Below are 23874 nucleotides of genomic sequence, written 5' to 3'. Positions count from 1 at the left end.
GCCCAAATGGTTCAGCGTATACTTCGTCTGCCTGACGTTCGCCAAGCAACCGGCAAATCCCGCAGCAGCATTTATGCCGACATGGAGGCCGGGACCTTTCCCCTGTCCGTGCCGATCAGCGGTCGAACTGTCGGTTGGCTCGAAACAGAGATCGAGAAGTGGCAGGAGGCGCGCATCGCAGCGCGGGCGGCAAAGAGCGCCTAGCCATGTGTCGAACCCCAATATTCGCATCCGATGTTCGCCGGCTCCGGGGAGTCGTCACCGTCCATCAGCAGTGCGACCGTGCCACAGGTGAAGCGGTTTTTCGGGTCTCCCACCTTTCGGGAGGCGGCGACGTTGCTTTCACGTCCGCGCCAATTTCACTTCAGGACCATGCAGAGGCCGCGGCGCGCCTTCTCGCTGAGTTCGTCAACGCGAGGGTCGTGTGCTGAGCTCGTCTCGCGGCTATATCGCGATGCCAAGAGCCATTCTGAGCGACCCTATGTTCGCCGATGAGCCGTTTACGGAGCGCGAGGCATTCCTCAGCCTGGTGGCGGACGCTGCTTGGAAGGCCACGCAAATCCGGTTGCGCAGGCGCTCGGTCGACATCAAGCGAGGGCAGGTTCTGGTCTCCAGCCGCTACCTCGCGGAGCGGTGGAAGTGGCCTGAACCGCGCGTGCGGCGCTTCATTTTTCGCATTTCCGGCCGACGCGCAAACGACGCGCAAACCGACGCACCAAGCGGCGCGCAATTTGACGCGCTTGTTGACGCGCAAGCGACGCCGGAAGGAACGGTCATAACGATCAGAAATTACGACGATTTTCAGAAGCCCCAGAGGGAGAGCGTTAGCGCAGCTGACGCGCAATCGGACGCGGTATTTGACGCAGTCCGCGACGCACCCCTTGATCCAAAATCGACGCAAAGAGAAGAAGAAATAACTAATAATACTCTCCTGAAGGAGAGTGAGACGCGCGCACGCGCGATTGAGATTCCGAAGGATTGGAAGCCGGACGATGAGACATTTGCGTGGGCTGTTCAGCTGCTCGGCAGGGAGAGCGCCGCGGAGACGTCGGCTGAGCGCTTCCGATACCACAAACAGCACAAACGGGAGCTGAGCGCGGATTGGAACGCTCGCTGGCGCTCTTGGGTGTTGGAGGATGCGGACAGGCCGTCCGCCGATAGATCATCCACGATCGTCCGGACTAATGAAGAACCATCGGAAGCAGGCTGGCGGGATGTGCTTGGGAACTTCGCAGCCAATCGTGCTTGGACCCGGCACGTCAACGTGTACGGGCCGGATCCGAGTTCTCCAGCGTGTAGAGCTCCGCGTCACCTAATGGTCGAGTACGGCTTGATCGGAGCGGGTGCAGCATGATCGCGGTGTTTCATTTGCGACAAACGACGCTTTTTCAGTCGCAACGGCCAAGGGGGTTTGAGTCCTCAAGACCGATCGCTTTCCGGAACCGCACGTTTCCCCATGCGCACAATTTTTGGGTCAATAGGACAAAGAACACCTGCGAACCGCGGTTTTCCCGACGATTTCGACAATTCTTGGTTTGCATCAATCGGCAGGGTGCAAACCTTTCTCAGAAAAACCGAAGCATATCAATCACGTTCGCGCGGTTTGCGCGCGAACTCAACGGTGGGTCTAAGGAGATAGCAACTCATGCAACCGACGCATAACGACCGCGATGCTGTGCCGATCGACTGGAGCAGTATTGGCGAAGCGTACTATCATTCAAGTAAATCGGTGCGTGCGATTGCTGTTGAAAATGGTCTCTCCGAAACTGCAATTCGGAAGCACGCAAAGCAGAACGGTTGGCGTCGTCCGTCCGCTGTTGCCCATCCACTGGAGCGGCGTGTTTCGGTGCTCGCAGAGGCGATCGAGGCGCAGCTTGTCAGCATCGATAGCGTCATTGAGCGCAGCCGTCGTTTCGTTGCAGCCATGATCCAACTGGGCGCCGAGCCGCGTGAGATCGCGGCGGCGCTATCGGTGACTGAGCGCGCGTTGCTGGTGGAATTCCGCGGCGAGTTTGATCGTCACAACGGCACCGCCCTGGCGTGAGGCGCTGGATCCGCTGATGACCACTGTCGCTCTTGCTCAATGGTTTGCGATCCGCGATGCCGCACTTGCGGCTGGCGGCGTGCTGACCGATCTTGCGAGGGCTATGGACGATGCCGTGGTGTCGGGTATCCCGCTAGAGCAAGCGATCGGCTGCTTCGGGCGCTGGCGGGTGGAGGGACGCCAGGTCCTCTCGCGTCGGCGTGCGCTGGCGGCGGCTCCATCTGCAAAGGATGCGCGTCGCGGCGACTACAGTGCGTGCGCGCGGGGCCTGCAGGCCCGTCTGAGCGAGTATGCAACCTCGCGATACGGTCAGGACCGCGCCGCGGGTCTCGCCCCTGAGGGCTCTTCGGCCGAACTGTTCAGCATCCTCCAAGAGTTCGATGGTCGGATCCCCTCAGTGAGGACCCTGCGCCGACGCTTTTCTTAGAGTTGGCCAAGTTGGGCTGTTTAGTTGGCCAGCCCGCGCCTCCATGGTCGCGGCATGGCAAAAGCAGCAGCACCCATCACCAAGCACGAAACAGCAGCTCGCGAGGCGTTCGCGAAAATCAATGCGAAGATTCCGGAGCTATCCGATCGCAGGCGCCAGGTCGCAAGGCAGATTGTCGAGATCGAGCAAGTCGGCCCAGCCGGTGTTCCGCTGGTTTTTCCCGTCGAGCCGCCTGACGAGTCGAAGAATCTGGACGCGCCGGCGTTCGCGCTTCTGAACGGCGCGGCTGTCGGCCCGGCACCAAGTAAGGCAAGCGATCCTGCGGTCAAGCTGAACAGCCTCCAGCGAGAGCTCGCCGTGATCGATCGTGCGATCGTTTTGGCGCAGGGCCAGGCGAATCTTGCGGCAAGCGCGGCCAGCCGGGAGGCGGCGGAAGAGTACAAGGAAACCAGCCGGTCCCTTCACCGTCATCGCGCGCTTCTGATTGTGTCGCTCTTGAAGGCGAACGAAGACATTGAAGCGCTTCGCGGACGCACAGCGGTGGGCGGATCGTCGGCCGACTCCTCGCTCGAGGGCTTCACGATCCGGCTATTCGGCCTGCCTTCCACGCCATCACACTGGAACATTTGGCCACGCCGCTATCTCGACGCTTGCGTCGAAGCCGGCGTCATCACGAAGGATGAATCTCAATGAAGCAGCACTTTCGCGCTCAGCCTCAGTCTGGACGTTCTCGCGAGGGACTCGATCATTTCACGAAGTTTCTGGGGAGCGTCGACGACCTCTCGTCTTCCGTTAAACTTCTGCGATCCGTCGTCGACAGTCGGCAGCGCGGCCGCCGTTCGGCCGAGGATCGGGTACGCAGGATTGGGCGCTGGGTTCAGGCGGAGATTGGCTCCGATGAGGCGCGCGCTTGGTGTTCCTCTCAGGGTCTAACTGTTAACCGGGCGCAGGGTACCGGAACCACGGCGGCCGGCGGCGCCTTGGTGCCTGACGAGATCGCCGATGCGATCATCGCGCTCAGGGACACGCGCGGTGCTTTCCGTGCGGCGGCGGGCCCAATGCGAATGCGATCCGACACGAAGCATGCGCCACGGCGACTGACCGGGCTCACAGCGAGTTTCGCGACCGAGAATCTTTCGCTCGCCGAGCAGACGATGGCCTGGGATTCGGTGCGACTCGTCGCCAAAAAGATTCTGGTGCTGGCCAGGTTCTCCGCCGAGTTGGTCGAAGATGCGGCGATCGACGTCGGCATCGCATTCCTGCAAGAAGTCGCCTATGCGTTCGCTGACAAGGAAGATCTCTGCGGGTTTTATGGTAACGGGACATCGACCTACGGCGGCATCAAGGGGCTCTTCACCTACCTGACCGACGGGGCGCACGCTGCCAGCGTTGTGACCGCAAGCGCCAACACCTTCGCCACGATCACCATGACCGATCTTTCGAGCTTGATGGGTACGGTTCCTGCCAACGCCGTACCTGGCGCGCGGTGGTTCGTCAGCCAGCGTGGATATGGATTGGCATTCTGTCGGTTGGCAGGGGCGGGCGGCGGCATCATCGCGCGTTACGTGAACGGAGTGTTGACGCCCACCTTCATGGGCTTTCCCGTTCAGCTAACGCAGGTCATGCCACAGGCCGTTACGAGCCTGTCTGGTCAGGTCATGGTCGCGTTCGGTGACCTGAGCCTCGCAGCGACGCTCGGCGACCGGCGAGATGTGAGGGTCCGCTTCTCCACTGATCGTTATATGGATTCCGACCAGGTTGGCGCGCTGGGCACACAACGTTTCGACATCAACGTTCATGACGTGGGTGACGCAACCAACCCTGGACCGGTGGCCGGCCTTGTCGGCCTCTAACTAATTCGCGCGGTTCTCCAGTCCGCGCGAAGCTATGGACCTTTGTTATGTGGGGTCCTCCGTCCTCGCCAATATGACCAGTCGGCTACGGCCGGCTGGTCAAGCAAAATGAATTCACACAGAAGGTTCGAATATGCGCACGCTAGATAATCCAAAACTGAAGGTGAGGCGCCTCGCGCCGGATATCAAAATTGTCTCTATCGAGGCGTCTACCGGCGAGACGATCGCGTGCGAGATCAGCGACGCGACCGCGGCGGAGTGGGCTGGAGCGATTGCTTCGACTGAAGACTCACAGGCCGAGTGAGCGAGGGACCATGTTCACGGGCGTATGTGTAGGCTGGAATGACCGCGGCTTCGGATTCATTCGACCCACGGATGGTGGCGCGGACATCTTCGTGCATGCCAAGGAAATCACCAATCGCGACGTGCTTAACCACGGCGACAAGGTCACATTTGACAGTGTATTCGACGACCGCCGCGGAAAGATGCAGGCGCGGAACGTAAGGGCCATCTGATGCGATCTGACCGCGAGGCACAGGGGGCGCAACGAAGGCCTGGTCCTCCGCTATCGGCTGATGAAGCTCCAATCATGAACGAACACTTCCGCGCGCCACGCACCCGCGCTTCAGGATTAAATGCTAACCAGGGAATTGAAAGATGAGCATCATCAAGACCGGCGCTGAGATCTGGCGAAAATATAACATTCAGGGCGTGGCGGCGTCGGGCGCACATGCTCCAAACAAGGACGAGATCATCGCGTGGACAAGTTGGTGGGAAAATGTCCTCGGCACCGCAGGTCCCGGGTTCTACTACGCGACACTTTCGGAGCTCAATGGAGACCTTGCTCATTCGGCGAATACGGCCGCGGTCGTTTACAATGATGGTTCGTCAAACGGCCTCTATGTGAAGGCGGGATCCTCAGGCACCGGTTCTTGGTCGCGTTTGGGCGATCTGTCGACAAGCCTCGTGCGGCTCACGGTGACCGGTGGAACAGCCGATGCGATCACGGCATCAGCGACCGAGGCGCCGGCAATGCCCGCGAATAAACTCTATCTTATCACGCCCACCGCGAACAACACTGGCGCTGTGACCATCAACGGCGCGCCGGTCAAGAACGCGCTTGGATCGAGTCTCGCGGCGAACTCTTTCGTCACGGATATTCCGGTATTGATGGCTTGGGCTGTCGACCATTACCAAATCTTGGTTTCGGTACCGGTCGACGCAACGGGCGTGCTCAATGATGCGCTCGACGCGCGAGATGCCGCTGCAGCGTCGGCTGCTGCGGCTGCAGCTTCGGCCGCGGCACTCGGCAATCAGGTGCATCAATACGACACGCGCGCCCTGGCGATAGCGGCAACGATCCCCTCCGGTGTCGGCCTTGCTAGGCTGTTGGGGCGCGCCGCCTCGGCGGATCAAGGCGGTGGCCTGTACAAGAAACTCGGCGTCGCGCCCGGCGTCGCGCGTTCGTGGCACTGGCAGAACACCGCAGGCGCGTCGTGGTGGGAGCTGAAAGAGTACCGCGTTAACCCGCGCATGTTCGGCGCTGTCGGCGACGGAGTGACGGACGACCGCGCTGCGGTACAGGACGCGATTGATTTCGTCAGCGCCATGACTGCAGGCGGAACGGTCGAGGGTGTTTCCGGAGACACTTACCGAATTGTCATCAATTCTGGTGTGACAGACAAGGGACTCATCCTTAAGAGCGGTGTCAATCTCATCGGAAGCGGCGCCAAGCTGCGCCTTGAATGCGACGGCCAAGTTTACGGCATCCGCCCCTTGAGCAACACCAAGATCATCGGATGGGACATCAAGACTTCGGTATCCACGGGGCTTTCGGCTACGCTTGGCGCCGAACAGTCAATCTGGCATGCTCCGATTTCAATGGGGGCCGCTTACGGCAATTGCGGTACTGTCGCGAGTGTCAGTCCGTATGCTATTGCGCGGGGCATTGAGGTTGCGTGGAACACCGTCGACAGCGCCCGGAACAACGGGCAAGGCACCCTCATCATTGGGTACGGTGGCATCAGCAACGTTCACGTCCATCACAACACCATTCCTGACAACTCGACGATTTCGATCGCAATCGGCTTTGATTGGGCCTTTGTCGGCACGCTGTCATCTGCGGATATTGCTGGATCGAAGACCAGCTACAACAATGGCACGGCATACGGCATCTATCCTCATGATCTCGTGATCGAGCACAATATCATCGGCAAGATGACGATGGCACCTTATGCTGGCCCATTCGGCAGCCACGGGATTCGTCTGTCAGGCATCTACAACACGCGAGTTGTCGGGAACGACATCGCTGAGACCACATTCGCCGGCATCTTCGTTACCGGCGGCGATTTGTCGTTCGAGTTTGCGCCGGCAACAATCCGATACATGGCGATGAAGAACATCGTCATCGAAGGCAATGCGCTCCATCAGTGCAATACTTGGTACGGCATTTATTACGAGGCGTATCCGGACAACGTATATCGTGCGGTCAATGATCCGGCGAACTCGCAATACCCATATTCTCCGATCGGGACCGTAGACGGTTATCCGGCGGACACTCGCATGGTCGGCAATGCTCTGGTTGCCAGTGGCGGCGGTTATCTCGGCGAGGGAATTTACGTTCAGTTCAGTAAGGGTGGACTCGTCGCCGACAATTATGTTCAAGGTTTCAAGACTGGCATTCGCGCAGGCCAAGGGGCCGCAGATACGGTAATTGAGAGAAACCAGGTCACACTAGCGAACGAGGCCGGCATTCTGCTCAGCGATAGCTCATCACCTAGCCCGACCGGCGTGACGGTTCGCAACAATCGCACTTCGCGCAATTGCGCCTCTGGCGGAACGCAGGGCAATATTTCCGTTGACTACGCTGTTCGCGCCTATGTGATCAACAATCTCATCGGGAGCGGGGATGAAGACAACAGTTCGATCGGCCTGAGTGTCACGGCGAATGCCGCCGCCACCTCCGTGATAGGGAACAGAGTCAAGCAGGTTAAGACAGGCGGCATCGCCTACAAGATCGCAAGTTCGAGCGTGACGACTGCGCTCTACGTTTTCAGGGACAATGAGTATGACGGTTCGGACACATATTTCTCTGGTGCTGATATCATTCCGGTTTATCGCTTTGGCCTAAATGGCTCGGCGCAAAACGGACATTATGTCGCCAATCGGACGCCAGGCATCTCATCGGCTCGACCGGCTTTCGGATCGTATGTCACAAACGACATCGTCGACATTAACGGAGCTGCGTCGACCGAATCGGTGCGGATCTTGTGCACGGCAGGCGGCTCGCCGGGAACGTGGGCGACAGTTTCTACCCGCCCTTAACTGGCATTAACGGCCCCCCGCCGACGCAGGGTTCTGACCGTTCGCCTGCACAGTTTATCTTAAAGAGGATAGTTCTATTGGATATCGATCTCAAGTCTGACGCGGAGAAATGGGCCCAGGACTGGCTTGACCAGTTCACGGCTGCTTCTTCCACCGATAATGTCTCCCCCATCCAACCGTTCGAAGTCTTCATCCGGCCGCGCCTGGTCGAACTAACCAACATGAATCAGTTCGCCGCGGCGGAGTTGGTGCAGTGGATCGAAACAGCGCATGGTGTAGTGGCGCGCGCCATTTTTGGATATCAGGCGATCATCAAGAATCGAGAGCGCTTGCTGGAAATAGATCCGGCTAGACTCATCGAGGAACCGACGGGACGGCCGAACTGATGTCAGCGGGTGTCGGACGAGATCGACGCGTTCTTCCGGGCCGTGGCGGCGCTCTAGCATTCGCTAGATCGCAGAATGAAGTGGGACAGAAGCTATGACACAGGTAACGGTCACCGAAATCGGCTAGATCGGTCGCGAAGACGGTGAGTGGATGCTCGACATACGTCTGCCGACGGCGGACTTCGTTGCATAAAATGCAGATAACAATGCCCAGGTCACTCCCGGGCATTTGCGTTGGCTTCCATTGCCCAAGGGATGCCAAAAGCAAGGGCCGTCAGTACGAGGCAGCCAGCGACCGAGGTGATTGCGGCAGGTCCTATCGGCGGCTCGTATTGCCACGATGAAAACCAGTAGAACTTGGGAAAAATCGCGGAGCAGATGATCATCGAGCCAAGCCACACTGCGCCTGCCACCAACGCTATTCGTTGACAGAACTGCCTGTTAGCCCACATTTGCTCCCCCCGAGTCAGACGGTGGCAGCATAAAGCTATTTGCGCCAAAGATATAGGAGCGCAAACCGCGGTGAGCGCCACTGCCGCGCGGACCCTGTCGTTTTTGACAGGTGCGGGCCTTCCTGACATGGGGGCATGATCGCGGCTAAAGGACGAGGGCCGCGGCTATGCGACGTTACTACTTTCCGATTTTTCACAACGGCGAGACACAGACGGACGATGTGGGTGAGATGTTTAGCTCTGCTGAAGTGGCGTCCCGGTACGGCGCGCGTGTCGCTCGGGACATCGCCAGCGATCCAGATTGCGACCGTGATGCGGGCACGGTCGTGATCGTGGTTGACGCCTCCGGTGCCGCGATCGCGCGGCATAGGGTCCGGTAGTATTAGCAACATTGAGTTTGTTGAGCGTGTTGGTTATCTGCCGTTCTCCACAACAAGCGAGGGATGTTGCTATCAACTGTCTCTAGCTCAGCGCGCCCGTAAATTTGTCGAAATTGGCGAAGCGAACCACCGATCCCTGCATGATGGCGTGTATCGATCCGTCCTCTTCGACCCTGTACGGCACCCCGGAATAGACTCCGTCTGGCTCGAATGGGCGCGGCCGACGATCAATAATCACTCTGTCCGCGCGTCCTAAAAGGCTAGCTTTCGGCAAACGGGGCGCCGCAACCTGTCGCGGTTCCTGGCGTCCCGCTACGGCCGCTTGCAGTAGGCGCTCATGCTTTAGGTTGGGAAAAACCAGGAGCAGCAAAATGCCAACGAGAGGCGAGAGAAGAAACGCCACGATGAACCACCCGAGTCCACTGCGACCGCGGGCCTCGGCGGCTGCGGCGACGATCCCGGTCAGTACGATCCAAAGAATAAACAATAGCATGCTGTCTCCCCCCGAAGACTGGCTCTATCCTCCGGATATAGCATCCCAAGCGACTTTCAGCTTCTCCACGGCCCCTTCAATCGTGGAAAAGCCAGAGGCTAAGCTAACTAGTTTCCCGAACAGAACATCTAAGACCGTCTTGCTAGGGGTTTTGCTGATCGCCTGATCGGAAATCGCCGTTGCGACCTCAACAAGCTCTTTCTTCTTCTCATTAGATGCCTGATCATTCTTGGCGATGGATTCTACGAGATCCTTCAGCCTGGCCCCGAACTCAGCGCCCTCCGTCCCTTGGCTTATTGTGATTGCGGCGTCGATGCGCGCTAGGTTGCCAGTGTTAATGACGCCAATGTTTGAATTGGCTATTTTGATATTGTTGTACGTGCGTGACATGGACGCTGCCCTGGCTAACGCTTCTACGGGGATGCGGCCGCCGGTGCGGCCAAATCCAACTATGAAATCCATATCGTCCAAGGCCTGATTTGAGCTTGCCGACAACATCAGGTACTGCCGAAATCGGATATCCTCTAGACGGCCATAGCACGCCAAGCACATGGGTGTACCGCCCTCACTGTCGTCGGGTCCCACAACGTAGAGCGCCGGCGTCGGGCACTGCGAGCAATTCAAAGTTATTCTCCCGCGCGGCGTCTTGCCACGATTCGAACCTGCCGGCCTATGGCCCGGATTACGCCGAGAAAATCTCGATAATCTGCTTGGAAGTGAGTCGGCCGCTACCCAGCCGATCGCGCATCGGCAAATAGACGCTCAGCATCTTTCGGTATCGCGGGAGCGATGTTTGCGTGTGCGAATTGTTCGTGGCTCCAGGGAGATCCTTGAATCGCTTCAGATGTTCAACCAAGTAGCGCGCCACACCTATATGCTCATCATTGTTGCCATCAAAGCCGGGGAATTCGTCGAGCCCGTGCGCTGAGTATCCCAATTCGGTCCGAACCTGCTCCTGCTCTGACTGAGGTAGCTCCTTGAAGTGAAACATGGTCAGGCTGAACATTTCCAGGATGTCGGCTGTCTCCTTGACCACGGGAGGATCTTCCCCCTCCCGATCGAAAGGAATGCCGGTTAACTCCCAATCGAAGCCCCACAGTTGGTTAGCGTAGATGGTTTGCGCAACGAAGTCCGGATCGATGTCCGGTTCGCCCTTTAAGCGCTTCGAGATGTCGGTCAACATGAGGACGATAAGTTTCTCACCATCGGTCATTTTCACGGTAGCAATTTCCTCGTTTGAACGTGTGGGGGCCCACCGGCCGGCCGTCCGCATGGCCGCACGGTGAGGGAAAGATTAATTCTGCTTGCGGTCTCGATAGTTCTTTAAGTCCGTTTCTACCGCGTCAGCCGTTTTCCCGAAGGCGTCCGGATCGGTCGCCTCCTGATGTTTAATGGCGGCGTCAACCTCTGCTACGAACCTCTCCATGTCGTCATGTATCAAATCGTAGGGCGGCTCTTCGCCGCGCGCTGAAAACTCTTGTTTCAGGTCGTCTTCGATCTGTCTTTTGGCGTAGTCTCGAACGTCATCCGCCATGTGCCTGAATGCAGCTTTCCAAGCTTCTGAAAGTTGGGGTCCAGTCAGGCCCTGATGCGTCCGACCGCGAGATAAGTAACTGGCGAGGTGGTCGGCTTGTCCGCTGGCGATAAGACCTAAAACGTCGTCTTTGACGGATGCCGGTTTTTTCATTTGGGAATCTCCTGCACCAGAGCTCCAGGCGACATCTGCAATCCGCTGCACGAGGCGGCTAGGTTGACGGCTTCGGCGGGCTCGGCTTCTTTGGCTTGGAAGAGGGCGCAACGGCCGCGGCCTCCTGTTGCTTCTTCAACTCCGCAACTTTGGCCAACTCGGCCTGCTTGGTTATTGCCTCGTCTTCTTTGACGAGAAGATACCCTTTTTCCGCCATGCACCCTTGGGCGACGGTATCTGCAGCGTTGGATCGATCGGCCGCGGCCATGGCTCCCGCCAGCCCGCCACCTGTAAAGGTGACTCCTGAAAGGGCCGCCTTATTGCGCTCGCCGAGGCAGGCAGTCCTGTCGACCTCGAACTGCGTTTGTAGAACGGGATTTTCACGAGCAGGCTGTCCGTCGACGCGAATCCAGCCCATCTTCGGTGCGGCGGCACAGCCGCCCAGCGCGACGCAAAGCGCCGCAGTCGCAAATCTATGCATGTGAAAAGCCCCCCGGCCGAAATAATAGGCACAATGAACCTCAACCGCTGCGGGAGATCAATAGGTTGCGCGCGTAAAAAGCCGCAACTCGGGAAAAATATGCAGGGTTTGTGAACGGTCGGGCCGAAGTGCCCCGTCACCAGCTGAAGCGGCCTTGGTTATATTTCGGGTTATATTTGTCTCTGGTCTATCAAGTCATTACGTCACCTAATGACGCATCAACCACTCGCATTTCGCCCTCAGGGGGGCGGCGCGCCAGATCAGTGGAAGGCGATCGAGACCTTCCCGGACATGATAAGCCCGAAAACCACGCCTAGCAGCGCGATGACGCCGCCTACCACCCAAATCGCGCCTTTTACAAAAGTGATCGCGTCCTTGACTTCGCCGATCTTCTTGCCATGTCCCTCAACGTCGGTAACTAGGCGCTCGACCTGAGACGTAAGTTTGCCGAGCTCATGAATGACGAATCGTATGTCGGACGTGGGGTGCAAATCCCGAGGCACGACTGCTGGGAAATCGCTGGGCACCGTAACCGGCGCTGAACTATCTGGGGGGCCGGCCGGCTTTTTAGCCACCAGTCGCCTCCCACTTCGCCTTAACCCAGTCCCAAATGTCCGTGGTTGCGCGGCCGTAGTAGCTCGCAATTTCGAGCACCATCACCGTACCCACAGCGGACGAAGCAGGATCCTTAGGGTTCGTCACGCCTAGCTTAGCCGAAACTTCTTGTGCTGTGCCTTTGCCTGCAACCAGCCAGTTGTGATTGGCGAGCTGCTTGTTCGCCTCAGGATAAGCGCGCGCGACTGCGCCCGGCAGATTCTGCTGAGCAACTTCGTTTTGCGGAAGGAGAACAAAGATGGGCATAAAAGCTCGTTAGCGACGGTCAGTTAAGATCGAACTTATCGACGGCAAGGCAGATGACTTCGAATCCCTACCGCCTGTCAATGGAACCCGGCCGCGGCAGTCGCGCAGCATTGACCTAACGCCGAACGCGCCGAAGCGCCCCTCGAAAGGGGTGATTTGGTTAGCGATTCGGGGTAGGGTGTCCGTGGGCGTCGAAACCCGGACCAGAGCTATAGCCGCACATCCTTGGTCAGGATGCTCCCGATTGGCGTCGGGGGTGACGGCTGAATGCAGACATCCCGTCGGGACGTTTGCGACGGACGCACTTGGCGGTGCGGCTCCGAACCCTGCCTTTATGGCCGGGGTCGGGCGTGCTGTCCAGAGGGGCAACCCTTAAAAGCGCTCGGCTCGTCGCTCTGGCGAGTTTCGACCCCCCGGCTGCAGCGGCTGTCCCGCTGCATAGAAGGGCCGTCGAAAGCCCTGAGCCACAGAGCACCTCCATGACCAGCAAACGATCGTGCAGCGCCCCAGGCGCTTCGTCAGTCTGTCCTGCACTCCTGATTCCGGCCAGCCATCCAAATGCATCCCAGCCCGCTTCTAAGCGAGGTGAACTCGAGCCCGGGCCTGCGGATTCTCCGCCCAGGACTGGGGTTGCAACACCGAACAGGAGGATATTCATGAACTACGTGATTACGGCAGCCGGTGCCGCCGCGTCAGCGGTCGCGCTACCTTCACGGTCGGGGGCGGGGGATCAGGCCCCCGTTGCGCTCGCGGGTCGCACAGCCGATACCGACGCCGAATCGGCTCCATCCGCGCCAGTGCCGCTCCAGGAGCTCCGATCGCAGTGTGAGTATGATTACTCCGACTACCCCGAGATCTTCGGCAAGGTGCCTGGTGGGTTCGTCTTGGAGGGCCAGTCCATAGAAATGCTCTGCCATTGGCACCGCAAAGCCATCGATGCAGTGGATCGGCTTACCGATCGGCCGGACTATCAGCCCACAGATGAGGAGGTGGATGACTACTGTCAATTGAAGAACAAGATTCTAGGGGCAATCCTGTCTGGGCGCGCGGCGACAGCGGGCCAAGTGGCCGCCCAGCTCAGAGCGGTGCTCGCTGAAATCGAATGTCTCAAAACCCCCTCGATCGAGGATGTGCTGAACGTCGACGATATTGTGAAAATTTCCTCAGATCTGACCAAGGCCGCCGGTCCGATCGTGCCAAAGAAGCGGGTGGGAGCATTGCAGCGTGGCCGCAAGCTCACGCGCGTCGGCTTGCTCCATCGCTACCAGAGCTTTCTGGTTCAGGAGCTCGAAACGGTCAGTTGGCATCTCTATGGCGAGCGGGACTACGCCAAGCACACCATCTTTTTCGATGATGCAGTTCGCGACCGCTGCACTTCAACCGATAGCGGCTATCCCTTTTTCGATGAAACGGACCTCCCCACACGCGCTCGCGCCGTGCTGACTAGCCTGGACATCGACACTGAAGCCGGAAGCCGTCGCTCTTGATCAGAGCAACCAAGGACGATCTCTATATTTAGGCCCTCGGACAAGGGCTAGGCCGGCCTTCTATGATCCTACATGCCGCCAGGCCGACAGGATGACGAGGAAAACGAATGAAAATAAAAGAGGCCGCCCACTGAGGCGGCCTCTTTCGCTCATTGAGCCTTGGTTCTCTCGGTCATCATGGCTCAGTCGAGGGGGCGGCTCAGAATAGCCGCCGGACACGGTCAAGGGGATGGAAGACGGTGCTGTGGAAGTTGTTGCGAAAATTTTGGGTAGAGGCATACCGGGCAACAATAGCTACCAGCGTGAGAGCGACGGATAGCTTTCCAAAAGCTAGGACCACTTGCGGTAGGTATGACATGGCACCTTCTCCTGAACGGGAACGCTCAACTATGGCGCGTGTTCCCTTAAAACAACGACAATCTCAGCTAGTAGTCCAGCAGTCAAAGTCCAGAATAATATAGACAAATCGAGGCCGAAAACGGGAAGTTGATGGTCGGGGAGTCGGGCAAGTTCGCCGAACCGGTTAACGCCAATTACCGCAACTCCAATGAAGTAGAAGCAAAGTACGCCAAAAACGAAGCGCGCCCAATGCGCTATATTGTCCGTGTACTTGAACACGTGGACTAAGGTGGTTGTGAGACCCAGCACAGAGGCCACGACCGTTAGGAAGTAGAAGTCCTTGTAATGGCCTGCTTTTGCTGCGGCCGTAGCCATTGACGATAGCGTTCCAAATTCGGCTCCCGACAGGCTGAACGAAGGTAGAGCCGCAATCACAATTCCCAAAAACCAAGCGCCGGCACGTATCCAAATCTGCACCCAAAGCGGTCCAGTTCCCTTGAACCATCCCCATAGGGTAGACGTAATTTCCATCCCTGAAATCCTTCCCCTTGAATCTGGGGAACCTATTTTGGTGAAGCGAACGGGTCAATTGGTTCAACCCTAGGCGGAGTTATTCGATTCCGTAAGGGCCAACCAATTGGGCCGCCTCATTTTTAAACTAGGCCACCGCGTCGGAAACATGCCAGTACCGGATATTTGTGGGTTGCTTTGTGGGAGCTAATCCATTGATATAAACTTTCATAATGATATCAGCTAGATAATCGATTACTCAGCGGCTGATGCCGCCACTCGCGCCGGTGCGGCCCGGCAGCTACGACTTTTCGCGTGACATGTTCTTCCAGGGCATCGGCGCCTCCGGCTTCGCGATGGGCGCCATCACGGTGGCGTCGCCGCCTGAGACCGGCGGCTTACGGCTGCGTTACGCGGCCTTCATGCAAGGCCTGCGCGATGCGATCGATGCCCGCATCCGGGCGACGCTCGACGGCGACAATCGGGCGATCGCGACCGCGCTGCTCACCGGGCGGCGCGATGCGATCACCACGCCCGTCAACGATGCGATGTTCATCTCCGGCCTCGGCCACGTGCTCTCGATCTCCGGTTATCACATGGCCGTCGTTGCCGGCGTCGTGTTCTTCGCGGTGCGCGCGCTGCTCGCTCTGATCCCCGGATTGGCGGCCGGCTTCGCCATCAAGAAATGGTCGGCCGCCGCCGCGCTGGTCGCCGCTGCGTTCTACCTGCTGCTGTCGGGCGCGGAGGTCGCCACGCAAAGGTCGTTCTTCATGACGGCGGTGGTGCTGATCGCGGTGATGGTCGATCGCCGCGCCATCACCTTCCGCACGCTTGCTGTGGCTGCGCTGATCGTGCTGGCGGTCGCGCCGGAAGCGCTGGTGCATCCGAGTTTTCAGATGTCGTTTGCGGCAACGCTCGGCTTGGTCGCACTGGTGCAGATCGGCATGCCCAATTTGTTTGCCTCGCCGGACAATTCGGCGACTGCGCGCATTGCGATGTGGGGTGGGCGCGAGATTGCGATGCTGTTCATGGCTTCGCTGATTGCGGGACTTGCGACGACGCCCTATGCCGCCTTTCATTTCCACCGTGTCACGCCGTTCGGCGTGCTCGCCAATCTCGGCGCGATGCCGGTGGTCTCTGCGCTGGTGATGCCGGCGGGGCTGTTGGGGCTGCTTGCTGCGCCGTTCGGGCTGGACAGCGTGTTCTGGTGGCTGATGGGGATTGGCATCGAGTGGATGGTCGCGGTCTCGCGCTGGGTCGCGGCCTTGCCGGGCGCGGTGGGCCGCATCCCGGCGTTCGGGATCGCGCCGCTGATCGCGGCGAGCCTGGGAATCATTGTGCTCGGCTTGTTGCGCACGCCGCTGCGCTGGTCCGGCGCCCTGGTGCTGCTGGCAGCGATCCTCTGGGGACTGTCGGCGCGGCAGCCCGACATCCTGATTGCCGGGGATGGCGCCAGCGTCGCGGTGCGGGGCAGGGACGGATATCTGCACCTGATCAGGACGAACAAGGACAGCTTTCTGCTCAAGGAATGGCTCGCTGCCGACGCCGATCCGCGCGATGCGGGCAGAGCCTCGCTTGCCGATGGCGTGTCCTGCGACGAATCCGGCTGCGTGACGCCACTGGCCGACGGGAGGCTGGTCGCGCTGGCACTGCGCGTCGACGCTCTCGCAGACGATTGCAGTCGGGCCGCCCTGGTGGTGACGACACGTCCCGCGCCGCCCGATTGCGCGGCGATGGTGGTCGATCGGCAGCGGCTCGCCAGCCAGAGCGCGCTGGCGCTGACGCAGCGTGGTGACGGTTTTGTGGTTCAGGCAGTGAGGGCGAGAGGCACGAGCCGCCCCTGGTTGCCGGCCGGCGCCGGCGAGGGTGATTTCGACGGCAGCCTCGCGCCAAAGTCGACCGCGCCTCGCATCAAGGACGCAACGCCGGCGGACACCGACCTGCAAGCCGACGATTGATCTGATGGTGCGGAGCAACGCAGTGGTTCGGTGCGTCCGTTCGGATTCGCGGGGTGCAAACCACACCATCTCGCCGGCCACGGCCGGCGATGGCGATTCAATCCTGACCTCCGACTTCGTAGCCGGAGGGCGGCTCTGTCAGCCGATCGGCAGGTGCGTGACGGTCGGCTGCCTGTCGGCGGTGATCTGCGCCTTGTGCTCGCGCTCGGTGACCGACTGAGTCACCGGCAGTTGCAGCACCGTCGCGCGCTGGCCTTCGACGAGCTGCGTCACCAGCACGTATTTGCCGTCGGGGAATTCGATCGCATCATGATGGCGGTCGGGAACGTGCGGATCGATCTTGCCGAACTTGCCCACGCGGGAATTGATGGTGCGCGTCCAGATCCAGCGATTGTCGTAGCGGACGTCGTCGGCGAAGGCGAGCTCCGTCCCCGGCAGCAGGCAGACGGCAACAGACGGATCGGCTGCAGAGGCGAAGCCGCGCGTCGAGGTGCCGCGGAAGCTTGTCGTGACGATCGTCTCGCCGACTTCGGCGGGGCGCGACGCGACGGCATGTAGGCTGTAGTCACACATCGGGTGCTCCTCATGCTGGGATAGCAACCCGCGTCTCTTATCGAGGCGCAGGCCTCTATCAGAGTGGAAGCACGAACGCTCTGCTTGGTTGTGGGCAAATCTGCGGCTGGCTTCCGCAAGCCGCGATCACATTATCTTTCCCGAATTCAATAGGAACAAAGCTCGCCGCGATGCATTCGGGAGGCGCGTACGCGAACATTGCCAACTTGGCTGCAACGGCCGAACTTGACCGCTGGTCGCTGTTTCCTCGAACAACCGAGCCGCGAAGCGGTGCTGCTTGAAGCGGTGCTGCTTCGTCGGCGTGGCGAGGAGCCAGCGTTGGAGGAGGGGCCGGATAGTCTGTGCAGAACCAGAAAGGCTATCCAGCCGGAGCGGACGATGATCCGCTCCAATCTCTGACCGGCAATGCCGATCGGAAGCGCGCGAGGCGCCAAGCACCTCCGGCATGAAGTGCTTCCGATATGAAGTACTGCCGATAGAAAGACTCCCGGTATCAGTACTTCCGGTAAAGCCCGATCAGCTTGCCCTGAATCTTCACCCGGTTGGGCGGCAGGATGCGGACCTCATAGGCCGCGTTGGCGGGCTCGAGCGCGATCGAGGCGCCGCGACGGCGGAAGCGCTTCAGCGTCGCTTCCTCGTCGTCGATCAGCGCCACCACGATGTCGCCGGTATCGGCGCTCTCGTTGCGCTGGATCAGGGCCATGTCGCCGTCGAGAATGCCGGCTTCGACCATCGAGTCGCCGCGCACTTCCAGCGCGTAATGCTCGCCCGAGCCGAGCATGTCAGGCGGTACGCTGATAGTATGGCTGCGGGTCTGCAACGCCTCGATCGGCGTGCCGGCCGCGATGCGGCCCATCACCGGCACCGCGACGGGACGTTCGCCCTCGTCAGCGGGCAGGCTCGCGCTCGCACGCACCTTGCCGAGATTGCCCTCGATGACGCTCGGCGTGAAGCCGCGGCGGCTGCCAGCGGCTGCCTGGAGCTCCGGCAGCTTGATGACTTCAATCGCACGGGCGCGGTTGGGCAGGCGTCGGATGAAGCCACGCTCCTCGAGCGCCGTGATCAGGCGATGGATGCCCGACTTCGAGCGCAGATCGAGCGCATCCTTCATCTCGTCGAAGGAGGGCGGCACGCCGCTTTCCTTCAGACGTTCACTGATGAACCGCAGAAGCTCGTATTGTTTGCGCGTTAACATCTCGACCAAAGTCCCCCGGTTGATGTCGTCCGATTCCGAGACGCTGAATTCGGCCATAAGCCGCTGCATGCTCGAAACAAATCATGAACAGACACTATATGTTCGATACATGTTCCGCAACTGCTTAATTTACCGTGAACAGAGCAAAGTGCGCGGAACGCGCGTTGCGGGGGCGCTCAGACGGGGAGCCGCAACACTTCGCAAGCCGTGCCGGCTTCGGCCTTCGGCGCGAATGGTGCGCGGACGAGAAGTACCTGTGCTGCAGCGAGATTCGCAAGCAGCGAAGAGTCCTGATGATTGACGGGAACAACGACGCGTGTGCCATCGTCACGCTCCTCAAGATGCGCGCGCAGATAGTCCTCGCGCTGGTCGTTGGCGCCGACGTCGCGGCCGAGCACGGCGCGTTCACGGCGATGGTGAATCACTGAACGGCCCGACAGGGCGCGAATCAGCGGCACCATGAACAGGAAAGCGCACACGTAGGACGATACGGGATTGCCCGGCAGGCCGATCACACCCATTGCGCCGAGTCGCCCGTGCATCATCGGCTTGCCTGGCCGCATCGCGATCTTCCAGAACGCCATCGCGATGCCTTCGTCCCGCAGTGCCTGCTGGACCAGATCGTGGTCGCCGACCGATGCGCCGCCGGTCGTGATCAGGACGTCGGCGCCTCTCTCGCGGGCGCGGCGGATGCCGGCGGTGGTCGCCTCCAGCGTGTCGGCGGCAATACCGAGGTCGATGGTCTCGGCGCCCTCGCTGCGGGCGAGCGCGTGCAGGGCGTAGCCGTTGGAATAGACGATCTGGCCGTGGCCGGGCGTGGTGCCCGGTATCACCAGCTCGTCGCCGGTGGCGAGAATCGCGACTTTCGGACGCCTGACAACGGCAAGGTGCGGATGATTCATCCCGGCGGCGAGCGCGAGGTCTCGCTCGGTCAAACGGCTTCCCTTGCGCAGGAGCACGTCGCCCTCGCGGAAATCGACGCCGGCGGGGCGGATGTGCCGGCCGGCGATTGCGGCTTCCTTGATCGTGATCCGCTTGCCGGCGGCGACCGTGTCCTCCTGGATCACGACGGCGTCCGCGCCAAAGGGAACGACGCCGCCGGTGAAGATCCGCACGGCCTCGCCGGCTCCGACCGTCCCCTCGAACGGTCGGCCCGCTGCGACTTCGCCGATGACGGTGAGCTCCGAATCGATCGTCGCGGCATCGGCCGCGCGCACCGCGTAGCCGTCCATCGCCGACATCGCCTGCGGCGGCTGCGTGCGCCGCGCCACGACGTCACGCGCGAGCACGCGATGGTAGGCCTCGTCGAGGGAAATCATTTCTTCCGGCGGCGGCTCTGCACCCGCCAGCACCGCGGCAAGCGCGTCAGAAACCGGCATCAAGGCCACGGCGAAAACTCCTGCTCGGCACGTTCGGGCGAATGTTCCGCACGTCTTCTAGCCGAGCGCAGGCGCAGAGGCAAAAGCGGTGAGCAGGCACAGTCATCCCGCCCCTTCACATTGTTCCGGAAGGCAGGATCAAGCGCGTCGCGGCATGATCCGAAGGAGGTCACAGATCGGCAGGAGAGTGGTCATGGAAGCGACGAAAATCATGGCAAGGCGAGAACGCGCCATGGCCTGAATCGATCAGCTCCCTGCCTGCCCGGGAGTTACGTCGGGCGCCTTGGATCCCTGATCCTTGTCGGGCAGCGGGTCGGCTTGGGATTTCAGGTCGGCGGCCTTGCTCACAAGCTTGGCGGAAAGGTCCGAATCTGAAGTTGTCCTCGCGAATTCAAGAAGAAGAGAGGCCTGCTTGGTGAGGTAGGTTTTGCCCAGCACGATGATGCATCCGTCCATAGAAGTCCCAACGGACTCTAAGAGTCCGGAAGGCGGTATTCCGTTCCCGGAACTCTGTATAAAAATGTACAAAGTGATCCGGTTCCTCAATTTTTCAAAATTGGTCCGTCGGGCCGTGCCGTCGTGGGTTTCGCGAGAACGGACGTCGTCAAATGCCCAATGCCTTCAATGCGTTCCCGACGTCACGCGGCGAGGTCACATGCACCGCCGTCAAGCCGCGCGCGCGCGCTCCCTCGATGTTTTCGGCAAGATCGTCGAAGAACACGATGCGCCCGGCGGGCACGCCGATCGCCGCAACGACGTGGTCGAAGGCCTCCGCATCCGGTTTGCGCAGGCCGATGCTGGACGACAAATACAGCTCGCGGAAATGGCCGAGGAGGTCGGCATATTCCCTCGAGAAATGGTCCACGTGCGGCCGGTTGGTGTTGGAGAAAGCATAGAGCGGCATCTGTTTCGCTGCGCGCGGCAGCAGCTCGGCGATGTCAGGCATTTCGCCGGCGAAAATCGCGTTCCAGCCTTCCAGGAATTGCGCGTCCGAAATGCCGATTCCGAGCGAGGCTCGCAATGAGGCGAAATAGTCCTCATCGCTGATCTTCCCCATCTCGTGCAACCGATAGGCTTCGCTGTCCCGCACATAGCGCGCGACGATGGCTTCGGGCTTGCAGCCGGCATGTCCCGCCCAGCAGGCGATCGCCTTGGAGAAATCGATATCGAGCACGACGCGGCCGAGATCGAACAGGAGCGCATCCGCGCTGCCGGGAGAGAGCGATGTCACCTGCGTCCTTTCACTCAGTATCGATACGGCTCGTGGTCGAACAGCGGAAACGCGCTGAACACACTCGGCGCGTTGGTTGCGGTCGCCTGGTGCAGGCAGGATTTGTTGACCTCGGCGAACGAGGTCGCACCCAAGAGGCCGAGGCAGCGCAGCACTTCGTCCTCGAGCAGTTCCAGCATGCGCGCCACGCCGGCTTCGCCGGCCGCCGCCAGCGCCCAGCATTGCAGCCGGCCGATGCCGACGAGGTCGGCGCCCGCCGCGATCGCCTTGACGATGTCGGTGCCGCGACAGACACCGCCATCGACCATGATCTTGGCGCGGCCGTTCACGGCGTCGACGATCTCGGGCAGCACGTGCATGGCGCCGCGACCGTGATCGAGCTGACGGCCGCCATGGTTGGAGACGTAGATCCATTCGACGCCGTGATCGATCGCGATCAGCGCGTCCTCCGGCGTCGCGATGCCCTTGAGGATCAGCGGGATCTTGAACTTGTCCTTGATCATCTTCACCGTCCGCCACTCCAGACCCTTCTGGTAATCGCCCCCGGTGGCGCGCAAGCGGCTCTCGCGAACGTAGCGCTTGGCGATGTCACGTTCGCGGCGGCTGTAGTGGGCGGTGTCGACGGTCAGGCAGAAGGCGGCGTAGGCGTTCTTCTCGGCCCGGCTGACGACGTCGGCGACGAAGGCGTCATCGCCGCGCACATAGAGCTGGTAGAGCCGCAGCGCGTCGGACGCAGCTTCGGCGGTCTTTTCTAGGCCGGGCTCGGACACCGAACTGAGCATGTGCGCCGCACCGAAAGTGCCGCAGGCGCGTGCCACGCTCGCCGCACCATCCGGATCGAAGATCTCGAGCGCGCCGACCGGGGCGAGGACCACGGGCAGGCGCATCTTGCGGCCGAACTGTTCGGCCGAACCTGTAACCTTGCGAACATCGCGCAGCACGCGCGGGCGGAAGGCGATCTCGTCCAGCGCCATGCGGTTGCGACGCATCGTGGTCTCGGTCTCGGCCGCGCCGACGATATAGTCCCATGCATTCTGGTTGAGGTTGGCACGGGCTTTCCGGATGAATTCATGCAGATTCTGGAACGGCTCGGTGCTGGCGCCGAGCTCGACGTTCCTTTCCGGTTGGATGCGGGGTGCTTCGTTCATTGTTATCCTCCCGAGAATTTGAAGCCTTCCCTGATCGCCTAACCCGTCCGGGGCGCCAAAACCATCCTAAAATGGCATGGCTGCGAGGCGCGGGCCGGCCGGCCGACCCCCGCTGCGCACGAACCGGTCCTGCAACGTTGCCGAAAGTTTAGGTCCGGACCAACCGATTTTTACGGTGTACCCGCCGGCGTGGCATCCCGGCCTTGAAGAAACCAGAATGGTATTGTGAGAAGCAGGCTGGATCGCCATTTGCATGGCGGCTCCCAGCCCCACCGAACCGCGAAGCAAAAAGGCCAGCCTATCCATGCGGAAAACCCTGCTGTTTCCACTGGGCGCGCTCACCGGAGCGTGTCTGACCCTTTTGGTAGCCAGTCCGCACGGCGGCGTATGGGCGGCACGGGCGGCAGCGAGCGCGGATGACGCCTATTCCAAGCTCAATCTGTTCGGCGAAGTGTTCGAGCGGGTGAAGGCGAGCTATGTCGAGAAGCCTGACAATGCCAAGCTGATCGAAGGCGCGATCACCGGCATGGTGACCTCGCTCGATCCGCACTCGCGCTACATGAACGACAAGGCCTGGACCGAGATGCAGGAGACCACCTCCGGCGAGTTCGGCGGGCTCGGCATCGAGGTCACGATGGAGGAGGGGCTGGTCAAGGTCGTCTCGCCGATCGACGACACGCCGGCATCCAAGGCCGGCATCATGTCGGGCGACCTCATCAGCAAGATCGACGGCGATGCCGTGCAGGGCATGACGCTCGAGCAGGCCGTCAACAAGATGAAGGGGCCGGTCGAGACCCAGACCAAGCTCACGATCGTGCGCAAGGGCGCCGACGCCCCGCTCGACGTCGCGATCAAGCGCGAGATCATCCATGTGCGTCCCGTGCGCTTCCACGTCGAGAACGGGGATATCGGCTATATCCGCGTCACCTCGTTCAACGAGCAGACCACCGATGGCCTGAAGAAGGCGATCGCATCGATCACCAAGGAGGTTCCGCCGGAGAAGCTGGTAGGCTACGTGATGGACCTGCGCAACAATCCGGGCGGATTGCTCGACCAGGCCGTGTCGGTGTCGAGCGCGTTCCTGCAGCGTGGCGAGGTCGTCTCGACCCGCGGCCGCAATCCGGAAGAGACCCAGCGCTTTACCGCCCATGGTGGCGACCTCACCAAGGGCAAGCCGCTGGTGGTTCTCGTCAACGGCGGCTCCGCCTCAGCCTCGGAAATCGTGGCCGGCGCGCTGCATGACCACAAGCGCGCGACGCTGATCGGCACGCGCTCGTTCGGCAAGGGCTCGGTGCAGACCATCATTCCGCTCGGCACCGGCAACGGCGCGCTGGCGCTGACCACGGCGCGCTACTACACGCCCTCGGGCCGCTCGATCCAGGCCCAGGGCATCGCGCCCGACATCGAGATCCTCCAAGACGTGCCGCCCGAGCTGAAGGGCCGGATGGACACCATGGCGGAGTCCCAGATGCGCGGTCATCTCCAGGCAGCCGACGGCACCGAGCAGACCGGGTCGCAGTCCTATGTCCCACCGGAAGCGAAAGACGACAAGGCCCTGCATACGGCCTACGACTTCCTGCACGGCCAAACCGCGAATGCGGTCGCCGCCAAGCCGGCGTCGAAGGCTGCGGTGCCGAACTAGGCGCTCGCGACGGTAAGGTGTTGA

General features: G+C 60.8%; 28 protein-coding genes. 14 read left to right on the top strand and 14 right to left on the bottom strand.

Going from position 1 to position 23874, the window contains the following annotated elements:
• Window positions 1–6 precede the first annotated feature (6 nt).
• From ACIPUD_RS21220 to ACIPUD_RS21170, 11 genes are all read left to right on the top strand, one after another.
• Window positions 7–204 carry a helix-turn-helix transcriptional regulator gene (locus ACIPUD_RS21220; protein ID WP_446481483.1) on the top strand — a complete coding sequence of 66 codons (198 nt, stop codon included), beginning with the start codon at window positions 7–9 and terminating at the stop codon, window positions 202–204.
• A 277-nt stretch (window positions 205–481) separates the two neighbouring features.
• Entirely contained in the window at window positions 482–1354 is an 873-nt protein-coding gene (locus tag ACIPUD_RS21215) for a hypothetical protein (RefSeq protein WP_446481482.1), read from the top strand.
• A 291-nt stretch (window positions 1355–1645) separates the two neighbouring features.
• Window positions 1646–2044: a hypothetical protein gene (locus ACIPUD_RS21210; RefSeq protein ID WP_446481481.1), complete on the top strand. Its 399-nt coding sequence runs from the start codon at window positions 1646–1648 to the stop codon at window positions 2042–2044.
• 16 nt (window positions 2045–2060) lie between these two features.
• Complete coding sequence (locus ACIPUD_RS21205) at window positions 2061–2471, top strand: hypothetical protein (RefSeq protein WP_446481480.1); 411 nt, start codon at window positions 2061–2063, stop codon at window positions 2469–2471.
• 24 nt (window positions 2472–2495) lie between these two features.
• Window positions 2496–3164: a hypothetical protein gene (locus tag ACIPUD_RS21200; RefSeq protein WP_446481479.1), complete on the top strand. Its 669-nt coding sequence runs from the start codon at window positions 2496–2498 to the stop codon at window positions 3162–3164.
• Entirely contained in the window at window positions 3161–4324 is a 1164-nt protein-coding gene (locus ACIPUD_RS21195; RefSeq protein WP_446481478.1) for a phage major capsid protein, read from the top strand. Before ACIPUD_RS21200 ends, ACIPUD_RS21195 begins: the two co-directional genes overlap by 4 nt.
• Before the next feature lie 133 nt (window positions 4325–4457).
• A complete protein-coding gene (locus tag ACIPUD_RS21190; RefSeq protein ID WP_446481477.1) occupies window positions 4458–4628 on the top strand; it encodes a hypothetical protein in 171 nt (56 codons plus the stop codon).
• 10 nt (window positions 4629–4638) lie between these two features.
• Entirely contained in the window at window positions 4639–4839 is a 201-nt protein-coding gene (locus ACIPUD_RS21185) for a cold shock domain-containing protein (protein WP_446481476.1), read from the top strand.
• A 142-nt stretch (window positions 4840–4981) separates the two neighbouring features.
• Window positions 4982–7648 carry a right-handed parallel beta-helix repeat-containing protein gene (locus ACIPUD_RS21180; RefSeq protein WP_446481475.1) on the top strand — a complete coding sequence of 889 codons (2667 nt, stop codon included), beginning with the start codon at window positions 4982–4984 and terminating at the stop codon, window positions 7646–7648.
• A gap of 77 nt (window positions 7649–7725) precedes the next feature.
• Window positions 7726–8034 (top strand): hypothetical protein, encoded by a 309-nt coding sequence (locus ACIPUD_RS21175; protein WP_446481474.1) that lies wholly within the window; start codon window positions 7726–7728, stop codon window positions 8032–8034.
• Window positions 8035–8653: 619 nt separating this feature from the next.
• On the top strand, window positions 8654–8866 hold the full coding sequence (locus ACIPUD_RS21170) for a DUF6894 family protein (protein WP_446481473.1): 213 nt from the start codon (window positions 8654–8656) through the stop codon (window positions 8864–8866).
• 82 nt (window positions 8867–8948) lie between these two features.
• Here ACIPUD_RS21170 and ACIPUD_RS21165 read toward each other — a convergent pair whose 3' ends face one another.
• The 7 genes from ACIPUD_RS21165 to ACIPUD_RS21135 form a co-directional block, all read right to left on the bottom strand.
• The gene (locus tag ACIPUD_RS21165) at window positions 8949–9359 is read right to left on the bottom strand and encodes a hypothetical protein (protein WP_446481472.1); all 411 of its coding nucleotides are present in this window, start codon (window positions 9357–9359) and stop codon (window positions 8949–8951) included.
• Between the two features lie 24 nt (window positions 9360–9383).
• A complete protein-coding gene (locus ACIPUD_RS21160; protein ID WP_446481471.1) occupies window positions 9384–9857 on the bottom strand; it encodes a hypothetical protein in 474 nt (157 codons plus the stop codon).
• A 184-nt stretch (window positions 9858–10041) separates the two neighbouring features.
• Window positions 10042–10572, bottom strand: a complete 531-nt coding sequence (locus ACIPUD_RS21155; RefSeq protein WP_446481489.1) for a YfbU family protein — start codon at window positions 10570–10572, stop codon at window positions 10042–10044.
• 81 nt (window positions 10573–10653) lie between these two features.
• Complete coding sequence (locus ACIPUD_RS21150; RefSeq protein WP_446481470.1) at window positions 10654–11046, bottom strand: hypothetical protein; 393 nt, start codon at window positions 11044–11046, stop codon at window positions 10654–10656.
• A gap of 58 nt (window positions 11047–11104) precedes the next feature.
• Complete coding sequence (locus tag ACIPUD_RS21145) at window positions 11105–11527, bottom strand: hypothetical protein (protein ID WP_446481469.1); 423 nt, start codon at window positions 11525–11527, stop codon at window positions 11105–11107.
• A 260-nt stretch (window positions 11528–11787) separates the two neighbouring features.
• The gene (locus tag ACIPUD_RS21140) at window positions 11788–12102 is read right to left on the bottom strand and encodes a hypothetical protein (protein ID WP_446481468.1); all 315 of its coding nucleotides are present in this window, start codon (window positions 12100–12102) and stop codon (window positions 11788–11790) included.
• Window positions 12095–12388 (bottom strand): hypothetical protein, encoded by a 294-nt coding sequence (locus tag ACIPUD_RS21135; RefSeq protein ID WP_446481467.1) that lies wholly within the window; start codon window positions 12386–12388, stop codon window positions 12095–12097. The genes ACIPUD_RS21140 and ACIPUD_RS21135 overlap by 8 nt, the downstream gene beginning before the upstream one ends.
• A gap of 656 nt (window positions 12389–13044) precedes the next feature.
• On the opposite strand from ACIPUD_RS21135, the gene ACIPUD_RS21130 reads away from it, so the two are divergent.
• Window positions 13045–13875 (top strand): hypothetical protein, encoded by an 831-nt coding sequence (locus tag ACIPUD_RS21130; RefSeq protein ID WP_446481466.1) that lies wholly within the window; start codon window positions 13045–13047, stop codon window positions 13873–13875.
• A 387-nt stretch (window positions 13876–14262) separates the two neighbouring features.
• Here the strand turns inward: ACIPUD_RS21130 and ACIPUD_RS21125 are convergent, their stop codons facing one another.
• Window positions 14263–14745 carry a hypothetical protein gene (locus ACIPUD_RS21125; RefSeq protein WP_446481465.1) on the bottom strand — a complete coding sequence of 161 codons (483 nt, stop codon included), beginning with the start codon at window positions 14743–14745 and terminating at the stop codon, window positions 14263–14265.
• A gap of 248 nt (window positions 14746–14993) precedes the next feature.
• Between ACIPUD_RS21125 and ACIPUD_RS21120 the strand changes: the two genes are divergently transcribed.
• Window positions 14994–16682: a ComEC/Rec2 family competence protein gene (locus ACIPUD_RS21120; RefSeq protein ID WP_446481464.1), complete on the top strand. Its 1689-nt coding sequence runs from the start codon at window positions 14994–14996 to the stop codon at window positions 16680–16682.
• Between the two features lie 138 nt (window positions 16683–16820).
• Here ACIPUD_RS21120 and ACIPUD_RS21115 read toward each other — a convergent pair whose 3' ends face one another.
• From ACIPUD_RS21115 to ACIPUD_RS21090, 6 genes are all read right to left on the bottom strand, one after another.
• The gene (locus tag ACIPUD_RS21115; RefSeq protein ID WP_018458088.1) at window positions 16821–17255 is read right to left on the bottom strand and encodes a hypothetical protein; all 435 of its coding nucleotides are present in this window, start codon (window positions 17253–17255) and stop codon (window positions 16821–16823) included.
• 493 nt (window positions 17256–17748) lie between these two features.
• A complete protein-coding gene (gene lexA / locus ACIPUD_RS21110) occupies window positions 17749–18450 on the bottom strand; it encodes a transcriptional repressor LexA (protein WP_026233499.1) in 702 nt (233 codons plus the stop codon).
• Window positions 18451–18626: 176 nt separating this feature from the next.
• Window positions 18627–19838, bottom strand: coding sequence for a molybdopterin molybdotransferase MoeA (locus ACIPUD_RS21105; protein WP_446481463.1), 1212 nt, complete (start codon window positions 19836–19838; stop codon window positions 18627–18629).
• A gap of 237 nt (window positions 19839–20075) precedes the next feature.
• Complete coding sequence (locus tag ACIPUD_RS21100; protein ID WP_026233498.1) at window positions 20076–20267, bottom strand: hypothetical protein; 192 nt, start codon at window positions 20265–20267, stop codon at window positions 20076–20078.
• A gap of 166 nt (window positions 20268–20433) precedes the next feature.
• Window positions 20434–21060: an HAD family hydrolase gene (locus ACIPUD_RS21095; protein WP_085395035.1), complete on the bottom strand. Its 627-nt coding sequence runs from the start codon at window positions 21058–21060 to the stop codon at window positions 20434–20436.
• A gap of 14 nt (window positions 21061–21074) precedes the next feature.
• Window positions 21075–22208, bottom strand: a complete 1134-nt coding sequence (locus tag ACIPUD_RS21090; RefSeq protein ID WP_446481462.1) for an alpha-hydroxy acid oxidase — start codon at window positions 22206–22208, stop codon at window positions 21075–21077.
• 304 nt (window positions 22209–22512) lie between these two features.
• Here ACIPUD_RS21090 and ACIPUD_RS21085 point away from each other — a divergent pair, with 304 nt between their 5' ends.
• Window positions 22513–23850, top strand: coding sequence for a S41 family peptidase (locus tag ACIPUD_RS21085; protein WP_026233497.1), 1338 nt, complete (start codon window positions 22513–22515; stop codon window positions 23848–23850).
• Window positions 23851–23874 lie beyond the last annotated feature (24 nt).

It is taken from the genome of Bradyrhizobium sp. CAR08, from assembly GCF_052871955.1.
Note: the sequence above shows the minus strand (reverse complement) of the source record. Positions and strands in the feature narration are given on the sequence as shown.